The sequence below is a fragment of the Pantoea eucrina genome (assembly GCF_020079945.1).
In the GTDB taxonomy this organism is placed as follows: domain Bacteria; phylum Pseudomonadota; class Gammaproteobacteria; order Enterobacterales; family Enterobacteriaceae; genus Pantoea; species Pantoea eucrina.
In genome coordinates this window covers 2,584,153-2,604,431 of the sequence record NZ_CP083448.1, presented here as the reverse complement: position 1 = coordinate 2,604,431, position 20,279 = coordinate 2,584,153, and the positions used below count along the sequence as shown (strand labels likewise).

The following is a 20,279-nucleotide window of genomic DNA, read 5'->3' as shown; positions in this document are numbered from 1 at the left end:
TGTGATTTTACTTCCTATTGCAGAAATTTTATCTTATTCCCACTTTTTGTTCCTCAGTCAGCGACGGACCGGATAGACAGGGTTTGTCAGCGAAAGGGAACGTTCGTTAGCGTGATTCCAGGAATTTTATGAGCAAGAGCACTGCTGAGATCCGTCAAGCGTTTCTCGACTTTTTTCATAGCAAGGGACATCAGGTTGTAGCCAGCAGCTCCCTCGTACCGAATAACGATCCAACGCTGCTGTTTACCAATGCCGGCATGGTGCAGTTCAAAGACGTTTTCCTTGGCCAGGACAAGCGTGATTACACGCGTGCGACTACCTCGCAGCGCTGCGTGCGTGCAGGCGGCAAGCATAACGATCTGGAAAATGTGGGTTATACCGCACGCCATCACACCTTCTTTGAAATGCTGGGCAACTTCAGTTTCGGCGACTATTTCAAGCAGGAGGCGATTGCTTATGCCTGGGAACTGCTGACGGGTGAGCAGTGGTTCAGCCTGCCAAAAGAGCGTTTATGGGTAACCGTTTACGAAACCGATGATGAAGCCTTTGATATCTGGGCTGACCAGATCGGTGTGCCGCGCGAACGCATTATTCGTATTGGCGACAACAAGGGCAGCGCATACGCATCTGATAACTTCTGGCAGATGGGCGACACCGGTCCGTGCGGTCCCTGTACTGAAATTTTCTACGATCATGGCGACCATATCTGGGGAGGCCCGCCGGGCAGCCCGGAAGAGGATGGCGATCGCTATATTGAGATCTGGAATATCGTGTTTATGCAGTTCAACCGTCAGGCTGACGGCACCATGCAACCGCTGCCTAAGCCGTCGGTGGATACCGGCATGGGGCTGGAGCGTATCGCGGCAGTCCTGCAGCATGTGAACTCCAACTATGAGATCGATCTCTTTGCGCAGCTGATCAAATCTGTTGCTCAGGTCACTGGCGCAAGCGACCTCAATAACAAATCGCTGCGCGTTATCGCAGATCATATCCGCTCCTGCGCCTTCCTGATTGCCGATGGCGTCATGCCATCGAATGAGAACCGTGGCTATGTGCTGCGTCGCATCATTCGTCGTGCGGTCCGCCACGGCAACATGCTGGGCGCGAAAGAAGCATTCTTCTATAAGCTGGTGGCACCGCTGATTGAGGTCATGGGCGCTGCGGGTGAAGATCTGAAGCGTCAGCAGAAACTGGTAGAAAATGCGCTGAAAGCGGAAGAGGAGCAGTTTGCTAAAACGCTGGAGCGTGGTCTGGCGCTGCTGGATGATGAGCTGGCAAAAGTGAGCGGCGACACGCTGGATGGTGAAACCGTCTTTCGTCTTTATGACACCTTTGGCTTCCCGGCGGATTTAACCGCTGACGTCTGTCGCGAGCGTAATCTGAAGATTGATGAGGCGGGATTTGAAGCCGCCATGGAGCAGCAGCGCCAGCGCGCGCGCGAAGCCAGCGGCTTTGGCGCGGACTACAATAGCGTTATTCGCGTTGATGCCGTAACCGAATTTAAAGGTTATGAAGAGCTGACGCTGAACGCCACGATTGAAGCGCTGTTTGTTGATGGTCAGTCAGTAGAACAGATCACCGCGGGACAGGATGCTGTCGTGATCCTGAACGCTACGCCGTTCTACGGTGAATCAGGCGGGCAGGTGGGGGATACTGGCGTACTGACAGGGCAGAATGCTGAATTTAGCGTGCAGGATACGCAAAAGTATGGCAAAGCACTGGGACATATCGGTAAGCTCACTCATGGTCAGCTGCGTATCGGTGATGCGCTGCAGGCGCAGGTAAACGAAGCACGTCGGGCACGTATTCGCCTGAATCACTCGGCAACGCACCTGATGCATGAAGCACTGCGTGAAGTGCTGGGCGATCACGTCGGGCAGAAAGGCTCGCTGAATAACGATAAATATCTGCGTTTTGACTTCTCGCATTCTGAAGCGATGAAGCCGCAGCAGATCCGTGAAGTTGAAGATATCGTCAATGCACAGATCCGCCGCAACCTGCTGATTCAGACCGATATCATGGATCTGGAAGAGGCTAAAGCGCGTGGGGCGATGGCGCTGTTTGGCGAGAAGTACGATCAGCGGGTGCGCGTGGTCAGCATGGGCGAATATTCAGTGGAGCTGTGTGGCGGTACGCACGCTGCGCGCACGGGTGATATCGGCTTGTTCCGCATTCAGTCTGAGTCGGGCACGGCTGCCGGTATTCGTCGTATCGAAGCGCTGACCGGTGAAGCGGCAATTGCTCAGCTGCATGCACAGAGCGATCAGCTGGCTGACATTGCTCAGGTGGTGAAGGCCAACAGTAGCAACCTCAGTGAGAAGGTGCGCGGTCTGGTGGATAACGTACGCGCGCTGGAGAAAGAGCTGCAGCAGCTACGCGATCAGCAGGCAGCCCAGGAGAGCGCATCGCTGAGCAGCAGCGCCATTGAAATCAGGGGCGCTAAACTGCTGGTAAGTGAGCTGAGTAACACTGAACCGAAAATGCTGCGTACGATTATGGATGACCTTAAAAACCAGCTTGGGTCTGCCGTGATCGTACTGGCAACGGTAGCAGAAGGTAAGGTTTCGCTGATTGCAGGCGTAACTAAAGATCTGACCGACCGCGTGAAAGCAGGTGAGCTGATTAGCGCGCTGGCCGTTCAGGTGGGCGGAAAAGGCGGTGGACGTCCTGACATGGCGCAGGCGGGCGGTACCAATCCGCAGGCGCTGGCAGGCGCGCTGGCAGGCGTACAGGAGTGGGTAAGCAGCCGGCTGTAACAATTAAAATTAAGCGTTGTATAGCGCCAGGAACGTCTGTTCCGGCGCTTTTTAGTGCAATGGACACCAGGTAATGACAAAGTCCGGTCGATGTAGTGTATTTCGGCTAAACTGATTATCAGCAGAATGTATTGGTGTGACAAATCACAATGGTGTATTTGTCATAGGTATTGTTCAGCGGTATATGATGGATATGGCCGGGAGCCCGAACAGGCCCGACTCTTTTAATCTTTCAAGGAGCAAAGAATGCTTATTCTAACTCGTCGAGTTGGTGAAACCCTCATGATTGGCGATGAGGTGACTGTAACGGTGCTGGGCGTTAAAGGTAACCAGGTCCGCATTGGCGTTAATGCGCCAAAAGAAGTATCGGTACATCGTGAAGAGATTTATCAGCGTATTCAGGCTGAAAAAACACAAACCACGGGTTACTAACGTTTTCAGCGTCTCGCTCATGGGCGAGACGCTACCTTTCTGCTCCCTCCATCCGTTTATTTCTGTTTTAGCTTCCTCGCTTTTTTCATTACTGCTCTGGCTTTTGCTGTTGATAAATCACCCTTTTCGCCGTTAAATCAGCCGAATTGTGCGTCATTTGTGCAATCGAACGCGTGAGTGAAAAAAGTCGGGAGAAATTGTTTGACTTATAAGTCCGGGAAAGTAATATGTGCGCCACGCAGTGCCGATGAGCAGAAACAAGTTCAGAAGCACGGTTCGGAAGAACGCGTAAGGTGAGGTGGCCGAGAGGCTGAAGGCGCTCCCCTGCTAAGGGAGTATGCGGTCAAAAGCTGCATCCGGGGTTCGAATCCCCGCCTCACCGCCATTTCCGATGCATCCATAGCTCAGCTGGATAGAGTACTCGGCTACGAACCGAGCGGTCGGAGGTTCGAATCCTCCTGGATGCACCATCTTTTAGATGGTAGCGGATAAAGTTAAAGAGTGAACGAGTAGTTCCTTTCATGGTGAGTTGTTAGCACCCTGCGTAATACAAGAATTACCTCAATGCATCCATAGCTCAGCTGGATAGAGTACTCGGCTACGAACCGAGCGGTCGGAGGTTCGAATCCTCCTGGATGCACCATTCTTTGTATCATTTCAGGCTTGTTGCAGTTAGTCCATCGTAAGAAATACCTCAATGCATCCATAGCTCAGCTGGATAGAGTACTCGGCTACGAACCGAGCGGTCGGAGGTTCGAATCCTCCTGGATGCACCATTCTTCACCCCCTTTCAGTGTTATCAACGTCGCTTCTTTGCAGGCTACGCTTCAGTGCATCCATAGCTCAGCTGGATAGAGTACTCGGCTACGAACCGAGCGGTCGGAGGTTCGAATCCTCCTGGATGCACCATTCTCTGCTTTTTCCCCATATGCTTCAGTTAAACCCGTTACCGACAGCTTCAGCACCCGGGCTGTGCTCTCCAAATCTCCCCGGCAGTACCAGCCGCTTTCGCAATTAACCCGTCTCTGTTCAGCGATTTTAGCGCCGCCAGAGTTCACTGGCGTTAATAGGAATGCTGACTCTCTTTTGTACTCTGTTTTGAAAAATGCTGCATTTACCGCCATTTATGCCCGGTTTTGTTCCCTGACCTTTTTCTGAAAACGAAAATTCCTAATGCTTTCAAAGCATTTGCGGTTAAGCCTGCCTGGCGACAACCTGAGCGCATTAAGCTAAAGTAATGGCTCATTTTGTCGTACGTGCGATATGCCATTACCGTGAATGATTTCCTGATTTATGGCTCGCTGCTGGGCAGCAGCTTTCTGAGCGCCACGCTGCTTCCGGGCAGTTCAGAAGCTGTACTGATAGCGCTGCTGGTTGCTCAGAAAGGATCGGTATATGGCCTGTTGCTGGCTGCATCAGTGGGAAACACGCTGGGTGGCCTGACCAACATTTTTCTTGGTCGCCTTATGCCGCAGAACGGGCAGGGGCGATGGCATGACACAGCATTGACGTGGTTACACCGATGGGGCCCTGCGGCATTGATCTTTAGCTGGCTGCCGGTTGCTGGCGATCTGCTTTGCGTTCTCGCAGGCTGGTTGCGCTTCAGCTGGCTGCCTTGCATGCTGTTTCTCGCTCTCGGCAAAACGCTGCGTTATATCTTTATCGCGATCGCCACAATACAGGGTATGGAGTGGTGGCATTGATTCGCACAGATTCGAGGCTACGGTTAACATTATGCTGAACAAAAATAAATTATTCTCACAGCGGGAGGTTAATGTGATCCCGGACGTATCAAAAGCGCTCTCCTGGCTGGAAGCGCATCCCGACGCGTTAAAGGGTATCGGCCGTGGCATCGAACGCGAAACGTTACGCGTCGGGCCCGATGGTCATCTGGCTACTACCGGCCATCCGGCATCGCTTGGCTCGGCGCTGAAGCATGACTGGATCACCACGGATTTTGCGGAAACGCTGCTGGAGTTCATTACGCCGGTCGATAAAAATATCGATCGCTCGCTGACCTTCCTGCGCGACATCCATCGCCATGTGGCAAAACAGCTGGGTGAAGAGCGCATGTGGCCCTTCAGTATGCCCGGTCACGTTGACGATACCGATAAAATTGAGCTGGCGCAGTATGGCAGTTCAAACGTGGGCCAGATGAAGACCCTCTACCGGCAGGGGCTGAAAAACCGCTACAGCGCGCTGATGCAGATTATCTCTGGCGTGCATTACAACTTCTCGCTGCCGCTCTCTTTCTGGCAGGAGTGGGCGGATGTAAAAGATGCTGAGAGCGGTAAAGAGACCATCTCTGCGGGCTATCTGCGCCTGATCCGCAACTATTATCGTTTCGGCTGGGTGATCCCTTATCTGTTTGGTGCCTCGCCGGCGATCAGCTCCTCATTTCTTCAGGGGCGTGAGAGCCAGCTGCCGTTTGAAACGGATGGTAAAGATACGCTATGGCTGCCGTATGCGACCTCTCTGCGCCTGAGTGACCTGGGTTATACCAATAAGTCACAAAGTAATCTCGGTATTACCTTCAACTCGCTGGAAGGGTATGTGAGCGCGCTGAAGGCCGCAATCAAAACCCCTTCTGAAGAGTACGCAGCCATGGGCGTCAAAGATGCTGAAGGCAACTGGCTGCAGCTTAATACTAATGTACTGCAGATTGAGAACGAGCTGTATGCGCCTATCCGTCCGAAGCGCGTTACCCGTTCGGGAGAAGCCCCTTCTGATGCGCTGCTGCGTGGCGGCATTGAGTATATTGAAGTGCGCTCGCTTGATATCAATCCGTTTTCACCGGTAGGTGTGGATGCCGATCAGGCGCGCTTCCTCGATCTGTTCCTGATTTGGTGTACGCTGGCCGATGCCCCTGAACTGAGCGCCAGCGAGCTGCTCTGCAGTCGCAAAAACTGGAACCGCGTGGTGATGGAAGGACGTAAGCCAGGGCTGGTTATTGGCGTTGGCTGCAGCGACACTGAACATTCGCTGGTTGAAGTAGGCAAAGCGCTCTTTGCCGATCTGCGTCGCGTCGCGGAAGTGCTGGATAGCAACGAGGGCAGCACGCAATATCAGCAGGTATGCGATCAACTGGTAGCTTCTTTTGACGATCCTGAGCTAACCTACTCGGCGCGCATTCTTCACGCTATTAAAGAGAACGGCCTGACCGGAGCAGGTGTTGCACTGGCGGAGCAGTACCGGCAGATGCTCTGCGCGGAGCCACTGGAAATTCTGACCGAAGCGGATTTCACTCAGCAGGCGCAGGAGTCTGTTGCTGCACAGCAGGCGCTGGAAGCGAGTGATAGCATAAGCTTTGAGGATTATCTGGCAGGTCGGGAAGGCTGAAAAAGAAAATGGCCACATCACTGTGGCCAAAATTAACATCTCTGTTGTCAGGGATGATGATAACAAATGCGCGTCTTTCATATATTCAGACGCAGAACGACGAGAAAAGTTTCATCGTTCAGAAAAAATTTTTCAAACAGGAGGTGACGTATGCCACTACTGGACAGTTTTACCGTTGATCACACCATCATGGCCGCGCCGGCAGTACGCGTGGCAAAGACCATGACAACTCCGCATGGCGATACCATCACCGTTTTCGATCTGCGTTTCTGCCGGCCAAACATCGACATTCTGACCGAGCGCGGGATCCATACGCTGGAGCATCTGTTTGCCGGCTTTATGCGCGATCACCTCAACGGTGAGGGCGTGGAGATCGTAGACATCTCTCCAATGGGGTGCCGTACCGGTTTCTACATGAGCCTGATCGGCACGCCAGACGAGCAGCGCGTGGCGCAGGCGTGGAAAGGGGCGATGGAAGATGTTCTGAAAGTCAAAGATCAGAATCAGATCCCGGAGCTTAATGAGTATCAGTGTGGCAGCTACAAGCTGCACTCCCTGGACGAAGCGCAGCAGATTGCGCGTAATGTTCTGTCACACGAGATCGGTATTAATCGCAACGAAGATCTGAAGCTGCCAGCAGAGAAGCTGAAAGAGTTGCATATCTGATTAGCCCTTTCTGTAAAAACGCCGCATATTCTGCGGCGTTTTTTTGTATCACGATCCCACTGAGCTTTTCAGCGGCTGCTGCGGTGTAACCCGTACCTGCTTCACCATGTTGTCCTGCACGTCGAGAATATCGATGTCATAGCTGCCAACCTGTACCCGCGTTTCGGTCTGCGGGATCTCTTCCAGCGCCTCAAGCAGCATGCCGTTAATGGTGCGCGCTTCCTCTTCCGGCAGCGTCCAGTTGAACGCCTTATTGATTTCGCGCACGTTAGCGCTGCCTTCAATCAGCACCGAGCCATCATTCTGCGGCATCACCTCTTCTGCGAGAGAAGGGGACATGGAGGTAGTAAAGTCGCCAACGATCTCTTCCAGAATATCTTCGATGGTGATGAGCCCCTTAATATCGCCATACTCATCCACTACCAGACCCGCTTTTTTCTTATTGCGCTGGAACTTAACCAGCTGCACATTCAGCGGCGTGCCTTCCGGCACATAGTAGATCTCATCAGCCGCGCGCAGCAGACGATCCTTATTGAACTCCTTTTTTTCCGTCATCATGCGCCAGGCTTCGCGCACGCGCAGCATGCCCACGGTATCGTCCAGCGAATCGCGAAACAGCACAATACGCCCATGCGGTGAGTTACTCAGCTGACGCTCAATCGATTTCCAGTCGTCATTGATATTGATACCAACAATTTCATTGCGCGGCACCATGATGTCATCCACGCTGACTTTTTCCAGATCGAGCACGGAGAGAAGCATATCCTGATTACGGCGAGACATCAGCGAGCGCGACTCGTAGACAATGGTGCGCAGCTCCTCTTTGCTCAGCGCGGAGTTTACGGAGCCCTCTGTTTTAATCCCCACCATACGCATCAGCATGCGCGTAATGGTATTAAGCAGCCAGACCAGTGGCAGCATCACATACTGCAGCGGCGCCAGTAAAACGCTGCTGGGGTAGGCCACTTTTTCAGGGTAGAGCGCTGCGATGGTTTTAGGCAGGACTTCAGCAAAAACCAGAACAACAAAGGTCAGCACGCCGGTGGCGATAGCAACCCCGGCATCACCATACAGACGCATCCCTACGATAGTCCCCAGCGCGGAGGCGAGGATATTGACCAGGTTGTTGCCGATTAAGACCAGACTAATCAGGCGATCGGGCCGGCGCAGCAGTTTCTCAACGCGCCGCGCTGCACGATTACCGCTTTTCGCTTTGTGCCGCAGCTTATAGCGGTTGAGCGTCATCATGCCGGTCTCAGAGCCGGAGAAGTACGCTGAGACCAGCACCATGATGACAAGAATGATAATCATCGTGGTGGTTGAAACATGTTCCAACGAAAAATTCCTTAGTGGGAAGTGAGAAGATGCTGCAGTACGCGACTGCCGAAGTAAGCCATGGTCAGCAGCAGCGCACCGCCGCAGTTAAACCAGACCACGCGCCGTCCGCGCCACCCTTCACGGTAGTGCCCCCAGAGCAGCACGATATAGACGAACCACGCAAGAATAGAGAGCACCGCTTTATCGATATTCTCTGCGCTGAACAGGTTGTCCATGAAGAAAAGCCCGGTGCAAAGCACCAGCGTCAGCAGCACCACGCCAATCTGCGTGATATGAAACATTTTGCGCTCAATGCTTAGCAGCGGCGGCATATCCTGCGTAAAGGCGAGCTTTTTGTTTTTCAGCTGATAGTCGATCCACGCCAGCTGCAGCGCATAGAGCGCGGCAATAATCAGCGTGGCATAAGCAAACAGCGACAGACCGATATGCACCATCATGCCCGGCGTGGTCTCGAGGTGCGTAATAAAGGCATTCGGGACAAAGGTGGCAAACGCCAGATTAATTAACGCAAAGCTATAAACCACCGGCAGCAGCAGCCAGCCACGGTTACGTGAAGCCACAATAGTCATAATGGCGCAAATCAGCAGGCTCACCAGCGATCCGATATTAAGTAAGCTGAGATTTTGCCCGCTGTCGATAGCAAATATCCGCTGCTGCAGCGCGACAGCATGCGCAATCAGCGCAACGCAGGCGGACAGGACAGCAAATCGCCGCCAGCCGCTGTTACGTTTCAGTAAGCTGGGGATGATAAGTGCAAGACTGAGGGAGTAGGCGAAGAGCGCCACGATCGCGAAAACGAACATAGATCCTTTCTGAGAGTGATGAGATAAGGAAAAAAGCAGTATAGCGTCAGCGGCAGTATGCTCCAAACGATCTCACGGTCAATTGCAGAGATCGCTCAGGCTTCGTGTTATAATCCGGCGCATTGTGTCGCTCAGGCGGCCTCGCTACGGTATTAAGTGAGAGAGCATGTTTGATAATTTAACCGATCGTTTGTCGCAAACCCTGCGCAACATCAGCGGCCGCGGACGGCTGACCGAAGAGAACATCAAAGATACCCTGCGCGAAGTGCGCATGGCGCTGCTGGAGGCGGACGTTGCGCTGCCGGTAGTACGTGAATTTATTAACCGCGTAAAAGAAGCCGCGGTCGGACACGACGTCAATAAAAGCCTGACGCCGGGTCAGGAGTTTATCAAGATTGTCCGCAACGAGCTGATTGCGGCAATGGGGGCTGAAAATAATACCCTGAACCTGAATGCGCAGCCGCCGGCCGTGGTGCTGATGGCGGGCCTGCAGGGTGCCGGTAAAACCACCAGTGTGGGTAAGCTCGGTAAGTTTCTGCGTGAAAAGCACAAGAAAAAAGTGCTGGTGGTCTCAGCTGACGTTTATCGCCCGGCGGCGATTAAACAGCTGGAGACGCTGGCGCAGCAGGTGGGGGTGGATTTCTGTCCCTCCGATCTCAGCCAGAAGCCGGTTGACATCGTTAAGCATGCGCTGAAAGAGGCGAAGCTGAAGTTCTACGACGTGCTGCTGGTGGATACCGCCGGTCGTTTGCACGTAGACGAAGCGATGATGGACGAAATCAAACAGGTCCACGCCGCCATTAATCCGGTGGAAACGCTGTTTGTTGTCGATGCCATGACCGGTCAGGATGCCGCGAACACGGCTAAAGCATTTAATGAAGCGCTGCCGCTGACCGGGGTGATCCTGACCAAGGTTGATGGTGACGCACGCGGCGGTGCCGCGCTTTCGATTCGTCACATCACCGGTAAACCGATCAAGTTTATGGGGATGGGTGAGAAAACCGAGGCGCTGGAAGCGTTTTATCCCGACCGTATCGCCTCGCGCATTCTGGGCATGGGCGATGTACTGTCGCTGATTGAAGATATTGAAAGCAAGGTTGACCGCGATCAGGCGGAAAAGCTGGCGAAAAAGCTGAAAACCGGTGACGGTTTCGATCTCAATGACTTCCTTGAGCAGCTTAAGCAGATGCGCAATATGGGCGGTATGGCCAGCCTGATGGGCAAACTGCCGGGTATGGGGCAGCTGCCGGACAACGTTAAATCGCAGATGGATGACAAGGTGCTGGTGCGCATGGAGGCCATCATTAACTCCATGACGCGTAAAGAGCGTGAGAAGCCTGAAATCATCAAGGGTTCACGCAAGCGTCGCATCGCGACCGGCGCCGGCATGCAGGTGCAGGATGTCAATCGGCTGCTGAAGCAGTTCGATGATATGCAGCGCATGATGAAAAAGATGAAGAAAGGCGGCATGGCAAAAATGATGCGCGGCATGAAGGGTATGATGCCGCCAGGTTTCCCGGGCCGTTAAGATATCGCTACACAGCCAGAAAAGTATGCTACTGCGGTTGCTTTTTGCGCCAAAATGAGTAAAATTTTCGGGCTTTTTATATTGCACCCGGGCCCCGTTCCTCGATGGGGCCCGGTTGTTTTATTAACTAAAGAGGATGTTATGGTAACAATTCGTTTGGCACGTCACGGCGCAAAAAAGCGTCCGTTCTACCAGGTCGTCGTCACTGACAGCCGCAATGCACGCAACGGCCGCTTCATTGAGCGCGTTGGTTTCTTCAACCCGATCGCATCTGGTCAGGCTGAAGGTCTGCGTCTGGACCTGGACCGTATTGAGCACTGGGTTGGCCAGGGCGCAACGCTTTCCGATCGCGTTAACGCGCTGATCAAAGAAGCAAAAAAAGCAGCTTAATCTGTCACGGTGGTGAGCATGACCAGTAAACCTGCCGCACAGCCTCCTGTTAACCCCATCGTTTTGGGCAAAATGGGTGCCGCTTACGGAATTCGGGGCTGGCTCAAAGTGTTTTCCTCCACTGAAGACGCTGAAAGCATCTTCGACTACCAACCCTGGTTTATCCAGCGCGCCGGTAAATGGCAGCAGGTAGAACTGGAAGGTTGGAAGCACCACAATCAGGACCTGATTATCAAAGTCAACGGCATTGACGATCGGGACGCGGCGGCGCAGTTAACCAATTGTGAAATCACGGTTGACTCCACGCAGCTGCCTGCGCTGGGAGAGGGTGATTACTACTGGAAAGACCTTATGGGTTGTAAAGTAGTTAACCTCGACGGCTATGAGATGGGCAAAGTCATTGATTTGATGGAAACCGGCTCAAACGACGTACTCGTCGTTAAGGCGAACCTGAAAGATGCATTCGGTGTACAGGAGCGGTTAATACCGTTTCTCGATGAACAGGTTATCAAGAAAGTCGATCTCGCTACTGGCACTATTGAAGTAGACTGGGATCCTGGTTTTTGATCTCCGGACAATCCGGTAACGTAACGGCGAACGCGATGTGGATTGGTGTTATCAGCCTGTTTCCAGAGATGTTTCGCGCTATTACCGAGTACGGGGTAACTGGCCGGGCAGTTAAAAATGGCCTGCTCAACATTGAGAGCTGGAGTCCTCGTGACTTCACGCACGACCGGCACCGTACCGTGGACGATCGTCCTTACGGCGGCGGACCGGGAATGTTGATGATGGTGCAACCCTTACGGGATGCGATCCACGCAGCGAAAGCAGCGGCGGGAGAAGGTGCTAAGGTGATTTATCTGTCACCTCAGGGGCGCAAACTTGACCAGCAGGGCGTTTGCGAACTGGCGACTAACCAGAAACTGATTCTGGTCTGTGGTCGCTACGAAGGTATTGATGAGCGCGTTATCCATACAGAGATTGACGAAGAGTGGTCAATCGGTGATTACGTTCTCAGTGGTGGTGAGCTGCCAGCCATGACGCTGATTGACTCCGTCGCCCGGTTTATTCCCGGCGTACTGGGCAAGCAGGCGTCCGCCGATGAAGACTCATTCTCGGATGGTTTGCTGGATTGCCCGCACTATACCCGGCCTGAAGTGTTAGAAGGGATGGAAGTACCGTCAGTTCTGCTGTCGGGCAACCATGCCGATATTCGCCGCTGGCGCCTGAAACAGTCGTTAGGCCGTACCTGGCTAAGAAGACCTGAACTTCTGGAAAACCTGGCTCTGACTGAAGAGCAAGCAAGGTTGCTGAATGAGTTCCAGCGGGAACAGCAGCAGCAACAAAACGATGAAGCGGAAGAGTAATTTTCCCTGACTATCAGTTTACCCAGGATATGAGATTTAATTATGAGCAACATTATCAAGCAAATTGAACAAGAACAGCTGAAACAGGATGTACCTTCATTCCGTCCGGGTGATTCCGTGGAAGTGAAAGTATGGGTCGTTGAAGGTTCTAAAAAACGTCTGCAGGCATTCGAGGGCGTGGTTATCGCTATTCGTAACCGCGGTCTGCACTCTGCATTCACTGTTCGTAAGATTTCCAACGGCGAAGGCGTTGAGCGTGTCTTCCAGACTCACTCTCCGGTAATTGACAGCATTACTGTCAAACGTCGTGGTGCTGTGCGTAAAGCCAAACTGTACTACCTGCGTGAGCGCACCGGTAAGTCAGCTCGTATCAAAGAGCGTCTTGGCGCGTAAGCGACATCTCAAAGTTAATAGCAAACAAGGGGTTGGCATAATGCCAGCCCCTTTTTTTATGGATGCTTTAAGCGATAACCCGCGGCCTCAACCGGCCCGTCCGGCTGCACAATCAGCCCGTGCTGGCAGCCTGTAAGCGTATACCCGCTGCGCATTTCGTTGCTGTGTAAAGTTAGGTTTACATAAACGAAGCATGCTTTTTAGTGCTATTTAAATTTAAGTATATAATAAATATGAATATTTATTATAAATACTGCAATGATAAACATGGGTGGTAAAAATAGTGTACAAGCATGGATTGCTTACAATACAGCCTGTGATAGAGTAAGCATCATCCTCACTGAGGATCTAAACCGCACAGACGAGTAAAAAGGATCGCCACCATGCAGAAAGACGCGCTGAATAACGTACATATCGCTGACGAACAGATTTTAATTACGCCGCAGGAGCTGAAAGCACGCTTTCCACTGACGGCAGAGCAGGAAGCACAGATTGCTGCTTCGCGTAAGACTATTGCGGACATTATTGCCGGGCGCGATCCGCGTCTGCTGGTAGTCTGCGGTCCCTGCTCAATTCACGATCCGGAAGCAGCGTTAGCGTACGCCCGTCAGTTAAAAGATCTCTCTGTGCAGCTGAAGGATCAGCTGTATATCGTCATGCGCGTCTATTTTGAAAAACCCCGCACCACCGTAGGCTGGAAAGGTCTGATCAACGATCCTTACATGAACAACTCATTTGATATGGAAGCCGGACTGCACATTGCGCGTCAGCTGCTGGTAAACCTGGTTGAAATGGGTCTGCCCCTGGCGACAGAAGCGCTGGATCCTAATAGCCCGCAATACCTCGGCGATCTGTTTAGCTGGTCAGCCATTGGTGCGCGCACCACGGAATCACAAACGCACCGTGAAATGGCGTCTGGTCTTTCTATGCCGGTAGGTTTTAAAAACGGCACCGATGGCAGTCTCGGCACGGCGATCAACGCTATGCGTGCGGCAGCGATGCCTCACCGTTTTGTCGGCATTAACCAGGCAGGGCAGGTCTGCCTGCTGCAGACGCAGGGCAACCCGGACGGACACGTGATTCTGCGCGGCGGCAAAGCGCCTAACTACGGCCCGGACGATGTTGCACAGTGTGAAAAAGAGATGCTGAAAGCAGGACTGCACCCGGCCTTAATGATAGATTGCAGCCATGGCAATTCTAACAAAGACTATCGTCGTCAGCCTGGCGTAGCCGAGTCGGCTATTGCGCAGATCAAAGATGGAAACCGCTCTATTATTGGCCTGATGCTCGAAAGCAATATTCACGAAGGCAATCAGCCTTCAGAGCAGCCGCGCAGCGAAATGAAGTATGGTGTCTCGGTGACCGATGCCTGCATTGACTGGAACACCACCGAAACGCTGTTGCGCACTATCCATCAGGATCTGCAGGGATTGCTGTCGGCGCGTCTGTCACACGAGGTATAAAGAGTCATGGTGGCTGAACTGACCGCATTGCGCGATCAAATTGATGAAGTCGATCAGGCGCTGCTTGGGCTGCTGGCAAAACGACTGGAGCTGGTGGCACAGGTTGGCGAAGTAAAAAGCCGTTACGGCCTGCCGATTTATGTACCCGAGCGCGAAGCAAGCATGCTGTCGTCACGCCGGCAGGAAGCAGAAGCGCTCGGCGTATCACCCGATCTGATTGAAGATGTATTGCGTCGTCTGATGCGGGAATCCTATACCCATGAGAATGACAAAGGTTTCAAAACCCTTTGTCCTTCACTGCGTCCGGTGGTGATCGTCGGCGGCAGCGGCAAGATGGGGCGCCTGTTTGAAAAGATGCTGACACTGTCCGGTTATCAGGTGCGCATTCTGGATAAAGAGGACTGGGATCGCGCCGATCGGCTGCTGCAGGATGCAGGCATGGTGATCATCAGCGTCCCGATCCATCTCACCGAGAAGATCATCGCCAGTCTGCCTGCGCTACCGGACGACTGCATCCTGGTCGATCTTGCATCGGTAAAAAACAGGCCGCTGCAGGCCATGCTTACCGCGCACGCCGGGCCGGTACTGGGTCTGCACCCGATGTTTGGGCCCGACAGCGGCAGTCTGGCAAAACAGGTTGTGGTCTGGTGCGACGGTCGTCAGCCGGAAGCGTATCAGTGGTTCCTGGAACAGATTCAGGTCTGGGGAGCACGGCTGCACTGCATCAGCGCCGCAGAGCACGATCAGAACATGGCCTTTATTCAGGCGCTGCGTCACTTTACGACTTTTGCTTACGGCCTTCACCTGGCTGAAGAAAATGTGAATCTGGATCAGCTGCTGGCGCTCTCTTCGCCTATTTACCGGCTGGAGCTGGCCATGGTAGGGCGGCTGTTTGCGCAGGATCCACAGCTCTATGCCGATATCATTATGGCTTCAGAGAGTAATCTGGCACTGATAAAACGTTATCATCAGCGCTTTGGTGAAGCTATTGCACTGCTGGAACAGGGCAATAAGCAGGCGTTTATCGACAGTTTTGAGCGCGTAGAGCAGTGGTTTGGCGATCACGCCCAGCGTTTTCTGGTTGAAAGCCGCAGTCTGTTACGCTCGGCTAACGATAGCCGGCAATAAAAAAAGGCACCCTCAGCGGTGCCTTTTCTGCTTATATACGGGGTTCAACCGGCACCACATTTTCACCGGGATAGCAGCCCAGCACTTTCAGTGAGCGCGTCAGCTGGCGTAATTCTGCCAGCGCCAGCTGCATATTTTCCGACTGCAGATTGCCCTGCACATCAATATAAAACATCTCTTCCCACGGGTTACCGTTAATCGGGCGATTCTCCAGCCGGCTCATAATCAGGTTATGGTTGCGCAGTACCAGCAGAGCCTCTACCAGCGCGCCCGCCTGCTGCCCGGTAGCCATAATCAGGGTGGTTTTGGCCGGGACCTGCACCGAAACGTCAACCGGCTTGCGCGCCAGTACGATAAAACGCGTGTGGTTCTGCTGCTGATTTGCCAGATTACGCTCCAGCACCTGCAGCCCATAGAGTTCACCGCCTGCTTCGCTGCCCAGGGCGGCAACGTCAGGGGAATTAAGCGCGGCGACTTTCTCCATGGCTGCGGCAGTGCTTTCGGTGTACTCAATTTTCCACTGCGGAAAACGGTTAATAAACTGACTGCACTGCTGAAAAGGCTGGGGATGACTGTAGACGGTTTTGATCTGTTTAAGCGTGGAGGTCTCTTTTACCAGTACACAGTGCTCGATAGGGATAATCAGTTCGCCAATGATTGAGAGCGACGTCTGCTGCAGCAGATCGTAAACATCATTGATAGAGCCGGAGCTGGTGTTTTCAATTGGCATAACCGCATAGTCAGCCTGGCCAGCCTCAACCTGCTGGATAATATCCTGAAATTTCAGACAGCCGTTTTCAACATACGAAGCAAAATGGCGTGACGCATATTTACGGGCAGCCAGATGCGAATAGGAGCCCTTAGGACCCAGAAAGGCAATGCGGGGCGCCAGCGCATGCGGATGGTTCAGGTTCTTCTGCAGCAGTGCCTGCTGCGTCAGCACCGAATCTTCAATAATCAGCTGAAACAGACGGGTAATGTAGTGAGCATCGAGCTGCTGCTGCTTACCAAGGGAAATCAGATTTTCCAGCAGGGCACGCTCCCGCTCAATATCGCGTATGGGCCGCAGCGTGGTCAGTTTCGCCTCGGCAACTTCGATTGCCAGCGACCGTCGCTCGGCCAGCAGCGTAAGTAGTTTGCTGTCTACCGCGCTGATTTTATCGCGCAGCGCCAGCAGTGGATTATCGATACTCATTAAGCTCACCTGTAAATACAGTTAAAAAAAAAGCCTCCCGGTGGGGGAGGCTTTGTCATTCGTCTTCGCATTCATTTTCGCATGACGACGCGCCTCCCGTTCAGGGGAAGGTAAAAAAGAATGCGAAGAAAAATGGCTGAGGTTTCATGGTTTATTCCGGCAGGTAAGTGCCCTGAGAGTAATCGTACTGCTTAAAAGCTGTCAATAAAAAACGCGCCGGCTGGCGCGTTTTTTGTAACTGCAGAATTTATCCTGCCGGAATGAAATCTTTAACACTGCTGGCAGCGCGGCGTGCTTCAGGCTTGTGCTGAGCTTTATTTAGCTGGCGCTCCAGCTTCGCGATCAAATCGTTGATGGCGGTATACATATCATCATGTTTAGCACTGGCGACCAGAGTACCGTTGGGCGTGTTAATGGTGGCATCTGCTACGAACTCTTTAGGCTCTTTTGACAACACGATGTGTGGATTGATGAGGTGGGCTTGCCACTTTTCCAGTTTAGCGAGACGGTCTTCGACATGGCTGCGAATGGCTGCAGTGATTTCCATTTGTTTGCTGGTAATGTTCAGAATCATAGTTAAACCTCTCTGTCATTTCCGTCTGGGTAAAGCCAGCATACCGCGCCACACAGGAATTTATGTGATCTGGATCACATACGAGCGTCACATTTTGTCAACGCAGGAGATTTGCGAGAAAGACCGGAGATTATGCAAAAAATGCTTGAAGCGAGCACTACAGCAGGGCAGGATTGACAGGTTAACCGCAACGCAGAGAGCCTTTGCGGACATAAAAAAAGCAGCCCGGAGGCTGCTTTTAGAGGAACGATTAACTCATTTCTGGCTGTTGTTGGCTGCGATAATTTTCGCAACTTTGTCAGCTTCTGCCGTTAACTGCAGCTGGCGATAAGCATTCTCCATCAGCGGCAGCGCATCGCGTGTTGCCTGCGTATCCTGATAATCACGCATCATGCCTTCCACACGATTAACAACAGCGACATAGGCCCCGCGCTTGGTATAGAATTGCGCCACCGAGAGTTCATATTTCGCCAGACGATCTTTCAGATAGGTCAGGCGTTTCTGGGCATCCGCAGCGTACTGGCTATTTGGATAGCTCCGCAGCAGCTGGGAGAAGTCACGGAAGGCATCGCGCGCGTGGGTAGGGTCGCGATCGGAGCGATCGATACCAAAGAAGCCCTGCAGCGCTGAATCATCCAGAGCCATATCCGTCAGGCCTTTCATATAGATGACGTAATCGATATTTGGATGGGTAGGGTTGAGTCGCATAAAGCGCGAAATAGCAGCCTGCGCCAGCGGAAGATCGGCATTTTTGTAATACGCGTAGATTAAATCCAGCTGCACCTGCTGCGAGTAAGGACCAAATGGATAACGATTATCCAGCGCTTCCAGTTGCTTAATTGCCGCTTTGAAGTTACCGTCCTGCAGCTTTTGCTGAGCTGTGGCATAGATTTCAGACGGCGGGCTGTCCGGAACCGGATCAGATGAGCCAGAGCAGCCTACCAGGGCCAGGCTCAATGTGGCGGCAGCCACCAGATGTTTCATACGCGTCATGACGAAATGATTATCCTCAAAATGTTATGGCGGAAGCTGTCCGTATAGCTCCCGGTAATGACCAGTACGATAGCACATTATATTAAACGGCATCGCCGTAAAACCCAACGTTAACGAAGAAGCTGTATATGGCACAACAAGTTCAACTCACCGCAACGGTGTCCGAAGCACAGCTTGGACAACGTTTAGATCAGACTTTGGCGGAATTGTTCCCTGATTATTCACGCTCCCGCATAAAAGAGTGGATCCTCGATCGCCGCGTCAGCGTCAACGGCACTATCATCGACAAACCGAAAGAGAAAGTTCTGGGCGGTGAGCAGGTGGCTATTGATGCTGAGATTGAAGAGGAACAGCGCTGGGAGGCGCAGAACATTCCTCTTAATATCGTTTATGAAGATGACCATATTCTGGTTATCAACAAGCCCCGCGATCTGGTGGTGCACCCCGGAGCAGGTAACCCTGACGGCACCATTCTGAATGCACTGCTCTACCACTTTCCGCCAATCGCTGATGTACCGCGCGCCGGTATCGTACATCGCCTGGATAAAGACACCACAGGATTGATGGTTGTGGCAAAAACGGTTCCGGCACAGACGCACCTGGTAGAAACGCTGCAGCTGCGTGAAATCACACGTGAATATGAAGCGGTTGCTATCGGTACGATGACGGCTGGCGGCACCGTTGATGAACCCATGGCGCGACACTCCACCAAGCGTACCCACATGGCCGTTCATCCAATGGGGAAACCGGCAACCACGCACTATCGCATCATGGAGCATTTCCGGGCACATACGCGTCTGCGCCTGCGCCTGGAGACGGGCCGTACGCATCAGATCCGTGTTCATATGGCGCATATCAACCATCCGCTGGTAGGCGATCCGCTCTACGGTGGCCGGCCGCGTCCGCCAAAAGGGGCGTCAGAGGCGTTCATTAGTACGCTGCGCGGATTTGATCGTCAGGCGCTGCACGCGACGATGCTGCGTCTCTATCATCCGATAACCGGTATTGAAATGGAGTGGCATGCTCCGCTGCCGCAGGACATGATTGATCTGATTGACGCCTTAAAAGCCGATACGGAAGAGTTCCGCGATCGCATGGACTGGCTATGAGCGAATGGATCACCCCGGACTGGCCTGCTCCGCAGCGCGTTCGGGCCTGCTCCACTACCCGGCAGGGCGGTCATAGCCTGGCACCCTGGGATTCGCTTAACCCGGCAGCACACGTTGGTGACACGCCCGCTCACGTGATGCGTAATCGCCAGCACATCGCAGAAACATTAGCGCTTTCTGCGATGCCGCAGTGGCTGGATCAGGTACATGGCAATGCAGTAGTGCGCCTGCCTGCAGCCTGTGCGCTGCCACAGGCTGACGCGGCCATTACCCGGGAGCCGGGCGTGGTGTGCGCCATTATGACGGCTGACTGCCTGCCGGTGGTGTTTTGCAGTAAAGATGGCATTGAAGTCGCAGCAGCCCATGCAGGCTGGCGCGGCCTCTGTAACGGCGTGCTGGAACAGACGCTGGCCCGCTTTCACTGTCCGGCCAGCGAGGTATATGCCTGGCTGGGCCCGGCTATCGGACCCGGTGCGTTTGAAGTAGGAGCGGAAGTACGTCAGGCATTTATGGCCCACGATGCTCGCGCAGAGGCGGCCTTTCGTCCGGCAGGCGCAAAATATTTTGCGGATATCTGGCTACTGGCTGAACAGCGTCTGCTTAGCGCAGGCGTAATCTCTGTCAGCGGTTCACGACGCTGCACGTTCACAGAAGAGCAGGATTTTTTCTCCTTTCGCCGCGACGGCGTTACCGGGCGTATGGCTACATTAATCTGGCTGCAATAACCTTACGCCCTGAGACGATCCGGGGAGCCTGTTTTTTACTCACAATATCAGGTCAGAAACCTTGAAAATTTGAGGCCTGA

General features: G+C 53.2%; 20 protein-coding genes, 5 tRNA genes and 1 other annotated feature. Of the genes, 19 read left to right on the top strand and 6 right to left on the bottom strand.

Annotation, left to right across the window (positions count from 1 at the left end; genetic code table 11):
- The first annotated feature begins 128 nt into the window (after window positions 1–128).
- From alaS to luxS, 10 genes are all read left to right on the top strand, one after another.
- Entirely contained in the window at window positions 129–2,756 is a 2,628-nt protein-coding gene (alaS, locus tag LAC65_RS12450) for an alanine--tRNA ligase (RefSeq protein WP_039379828.1), read from the top strand.
- A 246-nt stretch (window positions 2,757–3,002) separates the two neighbouring features.
- A complete protein-coding gene (gene csrA / locus LAC65_RS12445; protein WP_039379826.1) occupies window positions 3,003–3,188 on the top strand; it encodes a carbon storage regulator CsrA in 186 nt (61 codons plus the stop codon).
- Window positions 3,189–3,480: 292 nt separating this feature from the next.
- Window positions 3,481–3,573, top strand: a tRNA-Ser gene (locus tag LAC65_RS12440).
- Between the two features lie 8 nt (window positions 3,574–3,581).
- Window positions 3,582–3,658 (top strand) — tRNA-Arg (locus LAC65_RS12435).
- Between the two features lie 96 nt (window positions 3,659–3,754).
- Window positions 3,755–3,831, top strand: a tRNA-Arg gene (locus LAC65_RS12430).
- A gap of 56 nt (window positions 3,832–3,887) precedes the next feature.
- Window positions 3,888–3,964, top strand: a tRNA-Arg gene (locus tag LAC65_RS12425).
- Between the two features lie 56 nt (window positions 3,965–4,020).
- Window positions 4,021–4,097, top strand: a tRNA-Arg gene (locus LAC65_RS12420).
- Window positions 4,098–4,462: 365 nt separating this feature from the next.
- Complete coding sequence (locus LAC65_RS12415; RefSeq protein WP_039379824.1) at window positions 4,463–4,891, top strand: YqaA family protein; 429 nt, start codon at window positions 4,463–4,465, stop codon at window positions 4,889–4,891.
- A 31-nt stretch (window positions 4,892–4,922) separates the two neighbouring features.
- On the top strand, window positions 4,923–6,527 hold the full coding sequence (gene gshA, locus LAC65_RS12410) for a glutamate--cysteine ligase (RefSeq protein WP_039379822.1): 1,605 nt from the start codon (window positions 4,923–4,925) through the stop codon (window positions 6,525–6,527).
- Window positions 6,528–6,677: 150 nt separating this feature from the next.
- A complete protein-coding gene (luxS, locus tag LAC65_RS12405; RefSeq protein WP_039379820.1) occupies window positions 6,678–7,193 on the top strand; it encodes an S-ribosylhomocysteine lyase in 516 nt (171 codons plus the stop codon).
- Window positions 7,194–7,241: 48 nt separating this feature from the next.
- Here luxS and LAC65_RS12400 read toward each other — a convergent pair whose 3' ends face one another.
- Window positions 7,242–8,528: an HlyC/CorC family transporter gene (locus tag LAC65_RS12400; RefSeq protein WP_039379818.1), complete on the bottom strand. Its 1,287-nt coding sequence runs from the start codon at window positions 8,526–8,528 to the stop codon at window positions 7,242–7,244.
- 11 nt (window positions 8,529–8,539) lie between these two features.
- Window positions 8,540–9,334, bottom strand: coding sequence for a cytochrome C assembly family protein (locus tag LAC65_RS12395; RefSeq protein ID WP_039379815.1), 795 nt, complete (start codon window positions 9,332–9,334; stop codon window positions 8,540–8,542).
- Between the two features lie 166 nt (window positions 9,335–9,500).
- Between LAC65_RS12395 and ffh the strand changes: the two genes are divergently transcribed.
- The 7 genes from ffh (at window position 9,501) to tyrA (ending at window position 15,603) form a co-directional block, all read left to right on the top strand.
- Window positions 9,501–10,862: a signal recognition particle protein gene (gene ffh / locus LAC65_RS12390; protein WP_039379813.1), complete on the top strand. Its 1,362-nt coding sequence runs from the start codon at window positions 9,501–9,503 to the stop codon at window positions 10,860–10,862.
- Window positions 10,863–11,003: 141 nt separating this feature from the next.
- A complete protein-coding gene (gene rpsP, locus LAC65_RS12385; protein WP_007893313.1) occupies window positions 11,004–11,252 on the top strand; it encodes a 30S ribosomal protein S16 in 249 nt (82 codons plus the stop codon).
- A gap of 18 nt (window positions 11,253–11,270) precedes the next feature.
- Window positions 11,271–11,819: a ribosome maturation factor RimM gene (rimM, locus tag LAC65_RS12380; RefSeq protein WP_039379809.1), complete on the top strand. Its 549-nt coding sequence runs from the start codon at window positions 11,271–11,273 to the stop codon at window positions 11,817–11,819.
- A 35-nt stretch (window positions 11,820–11,854) separates the two neighbouring features.
- Complete coding sequence (gene trmD / locus LAC65_RS12375) at window positions 11,855–12,619, top strand: tRNA (guanosine(37)-N1)-methyltransferase TrmD (protein ID WP_052246437.1); 765 nt, start codon at window positions 11,855–11,857, stop codon at window positions 12,617–12,619.
- 42 nt (window positions 12,620–12,661) lie between these two features.
- The gene (gene rplS, locus LAC65_RS12370; protein WP_039379805.1) at window positions 12,662–13,012 is read left to right on the top strand and encodes a 50S ribosomal protein L19; all 351 of its coding nucleotides are present in this window, start codon (window positions 12,662–12,664) and stop codon (window positions 13,010–13,012) included.
- A gap of 383 nt (window positions 13,013–13,395) precedes the next feature.
- Complete coding sequence (locus LAC65_RS12365; protein WP_039379803.1) at window positions 13,396–14,475, top strand: 3-deoxy-7-phosphoheptulonate synthase; 1,080 nt, start codon at window positions 13,396–13,398, stop codon at window positions 14,473–14,475.
- A 6-nt stretch (window positions 14,476–14,481) separates the two neighbouring features.
- Entirely contained in the window at window positions 14,482–15,603 is a 1,122-nt protein-coding gene (gene tyrA / locus LAC65_RS12360) for a bifunctional chorismate mutase/prephenate dehydrogenase (RefSeq protein ID WP_039379801.1), read from the top strand.
- A 31-nt stretch (window positions 15,604–15,634) separates the two neighbouring features.
- On the opposite strand, the gene pheA is transcribed toward tyrA, so the two are convergent.
- From pheA to bamD, 4 genes are all read right to left on the bottom strand, one after another.
- Window positions 15,635–16,798: a bifunctional chorismate mutase/prephenate dehydratase gene (gene pheA, locus LAC65_RS12355; RefSeq protein ID WP_039379799.1), complete on the bottom strand. Its 1,164-nt coding sequence runs from the start codon at window positions 16,796–16,798 to the stop codon at window positions 15,635–15,637.
- A gap of 23 nt (window positions 16,799–16,821) precedes the next feature.
- Window positions 16,822–16,947, bottom strand: a sequence feature (Phe leader region).
- Window positions 16,899–16,946 (bottom strand): pheA operon leader peptide PheL, encoded by a 48-nt coding sequence (gene pheL / locus LAC65_RS12350; RefSeq protein WP_144380315.1) that lies wholly within the window; start codon window positions 16,944–16,946, stop codon window positions 16,899–16,901. It overlaps the preceding feature by 48 nt.
- Window positions 16,948–17,045: 98 nt before the next feature.
- On the bottom strand, window positions 17,046–17,372 hold the full coding sequence (gene raiA / locus LAC65_RS12345) for a ribosome-associated translation inhibitor RaiA (RefSeq protein WP_039379797.1): 327 nt from the start codon (window positions 17,370–17,372) through the stop codon (window positions 17,046–17,048).
- Window positions 17,373–17,627: 255 nt separating this feature from the next.
- Window positions 17,628–18,365 carry an outer membrane protein assembly factor BamD gene (gene bamD, locus LAC65_RS12340; RefSeq protein ID WP_039379794.1) on the bottom strand — a complete coding sequence of 246 codons (738 nt, stop codon included), beginning with the start codon at window positions 18,363–18,365 and terminating at the stop codon, window positions 17,628–17,630.
- A 128-nt stretch (window positions 18,366–18,493) separates the two neighbouring features.
- Here bamD and rluD point away from each other — a divergent pair, with 128 nt between their 5' ends.
- Together rluD and pgeF are read left to right on the top strand one after the other, a co-directional pair.
- A complete protein-coding gene (rluD, locus tag LAC65_RS12335; protein WP_039379792.1) occupies window positions 18,494–19,474 on the top strand; it encodes a 23S rRNA pseudouridine(1911/1915/1917) synthase RluD in 981 nt (326 codons plus the stop codon).
- The gene (gene pgeF / locus LAC65_RS12330) at window positions 19,471–20,199 is read left to right on the top strand and encodes a peptidoglycan editing factor PgeF (protein WP_039379790.1); all 729 of its coding nucleotides are present in this window, start codon (window positions 19,471–19,473) and stop codon (window positions 20,197–20,199) included. Before rluD ends, pgeF begins: the two co-directional genes overlap by 4 nt.
- Window positions 20,200–20,279: the final 80 nt, after the last annotated feature.

What these genes read in the sequence shown, in the direction of transcription:
- alaS (WP_039379828.1), top strand. Translation starts at nt 129, where the DNA reads ATGAGCAAGAGCACTGCTGAGATCCGTCAAGCGTTTCTCGACTTTTTT.
- csrA (WP_039379826.1), top strand. Translation starts at nt 3,003, where the DNA reads ATGCTTATTCTAACTCGTCGAGTTGGTGAAACCCTCATGATTGGCGAT.
- gshA (WP_039379822.1), top strand. Translation starts at nt 4,923, where the DNA reads ATGCTGAACAAAAATAAATTATTCTCACAGCGGGAGGTTAATGTGATC.
- luxS (WP_039379820.1), top strand. Translation starts at nt 6,678, where the DNA reads ATGCCACTACTGGACAGTTTTACCGTTGATCACACCATCATGGCCGCG.
- LAC65_RS12395 (WP_039379815.1), bottom strand. Translation starts at nt 9,334, where the DNA reads ATGTTCGTTTTCGCGATCGTGGCGCTCTTCGCCTACTCCCTCAGTCTT.
- ffh (WP_039379813.1), top strand. Translation starts at nt 9,501, where the DNA reads ATGTTTGATAATTTAACCGATCGTTTGTCGCAAACCCTGCGCAACATC.
- rpsP (WP_007893313.1), top strand. Translation starts at nt 11,004, where the DNA reads ATGGTAACAATTCGTTTGGCACGTCACGGCGCAAAAAAGCGTCCGTTC.
- rimM (WP_039379809.1), top strand. Translation starts at nt 11,271, where the DNA reads ATGACCAGTAAACCTGCCGCACAGCCTCCTGTTAACCCCATCGTTTTG.
- trmD (WP_052246437.1), top strand. Translation starts at nt 11,855, where the DNA reads ATGTGGATTGGTGTTATCAGCCTGTTTCCAGAGATGTTTCGCGCTATT.
- rplS (WP_039379805.1), top strand. Translation starts at nt 12,662, where the DNA reads ATGAGCAACATTATCAAGCAAATTGAACAAGAACAGCTGAAACAGGAT.
- LAC65_RS12365 (WP_039379803.1), top strand. Translation starts at nt 13,396, where the DNA reads ATGCAGAAAGACGCGCTGAATAACGTACATATCGCTGACGAACAGATT.
- tyrA (WP_039379801.1), top strand. Translation starts at nt 14,482, where the DNA reads ATGGTGGCTGAACTGACCGCATTGCGCGATCAAATTGATGAAGTCGAT.
- pheA (WP_039379799.1), bottom strand. Translation starts at nt 16,798, where the DNA reads ATGAGTATCGATAATCCACTGCTGGCGCTGCGCGATAAAATCAGCGCG.
- raiA (WP_039379797.1), bottom strand. Translation starts at nt 17,372, where the DNA reads ATGATTCTGAACATTACCAGCAAACAAATGGAAATCACTGCAGCCATT.
- bamD (WP_039379794.1), bottom strand. Translation starts at nt 18,365, where the DNA reads ATGACGCGTATGAAACATCTGGTGGCTGCCGCCACATTGAGCCTGGCC.
- rluD (WP_039379792.1), top strand. Translation starts at nt 18,494, where the DNA reads ATGGCACAACAAGTTCAACTCACCGCAACGGTGTCCGAAGCACAGCTT.
- pgeF (WP_039379790.1), top strand. Translation starts at nt 19,471, where the DNA reads ATGAGCGAATGGATCACCCCGGACTGGCCTGCTCCGCAGCGCGTTCGG.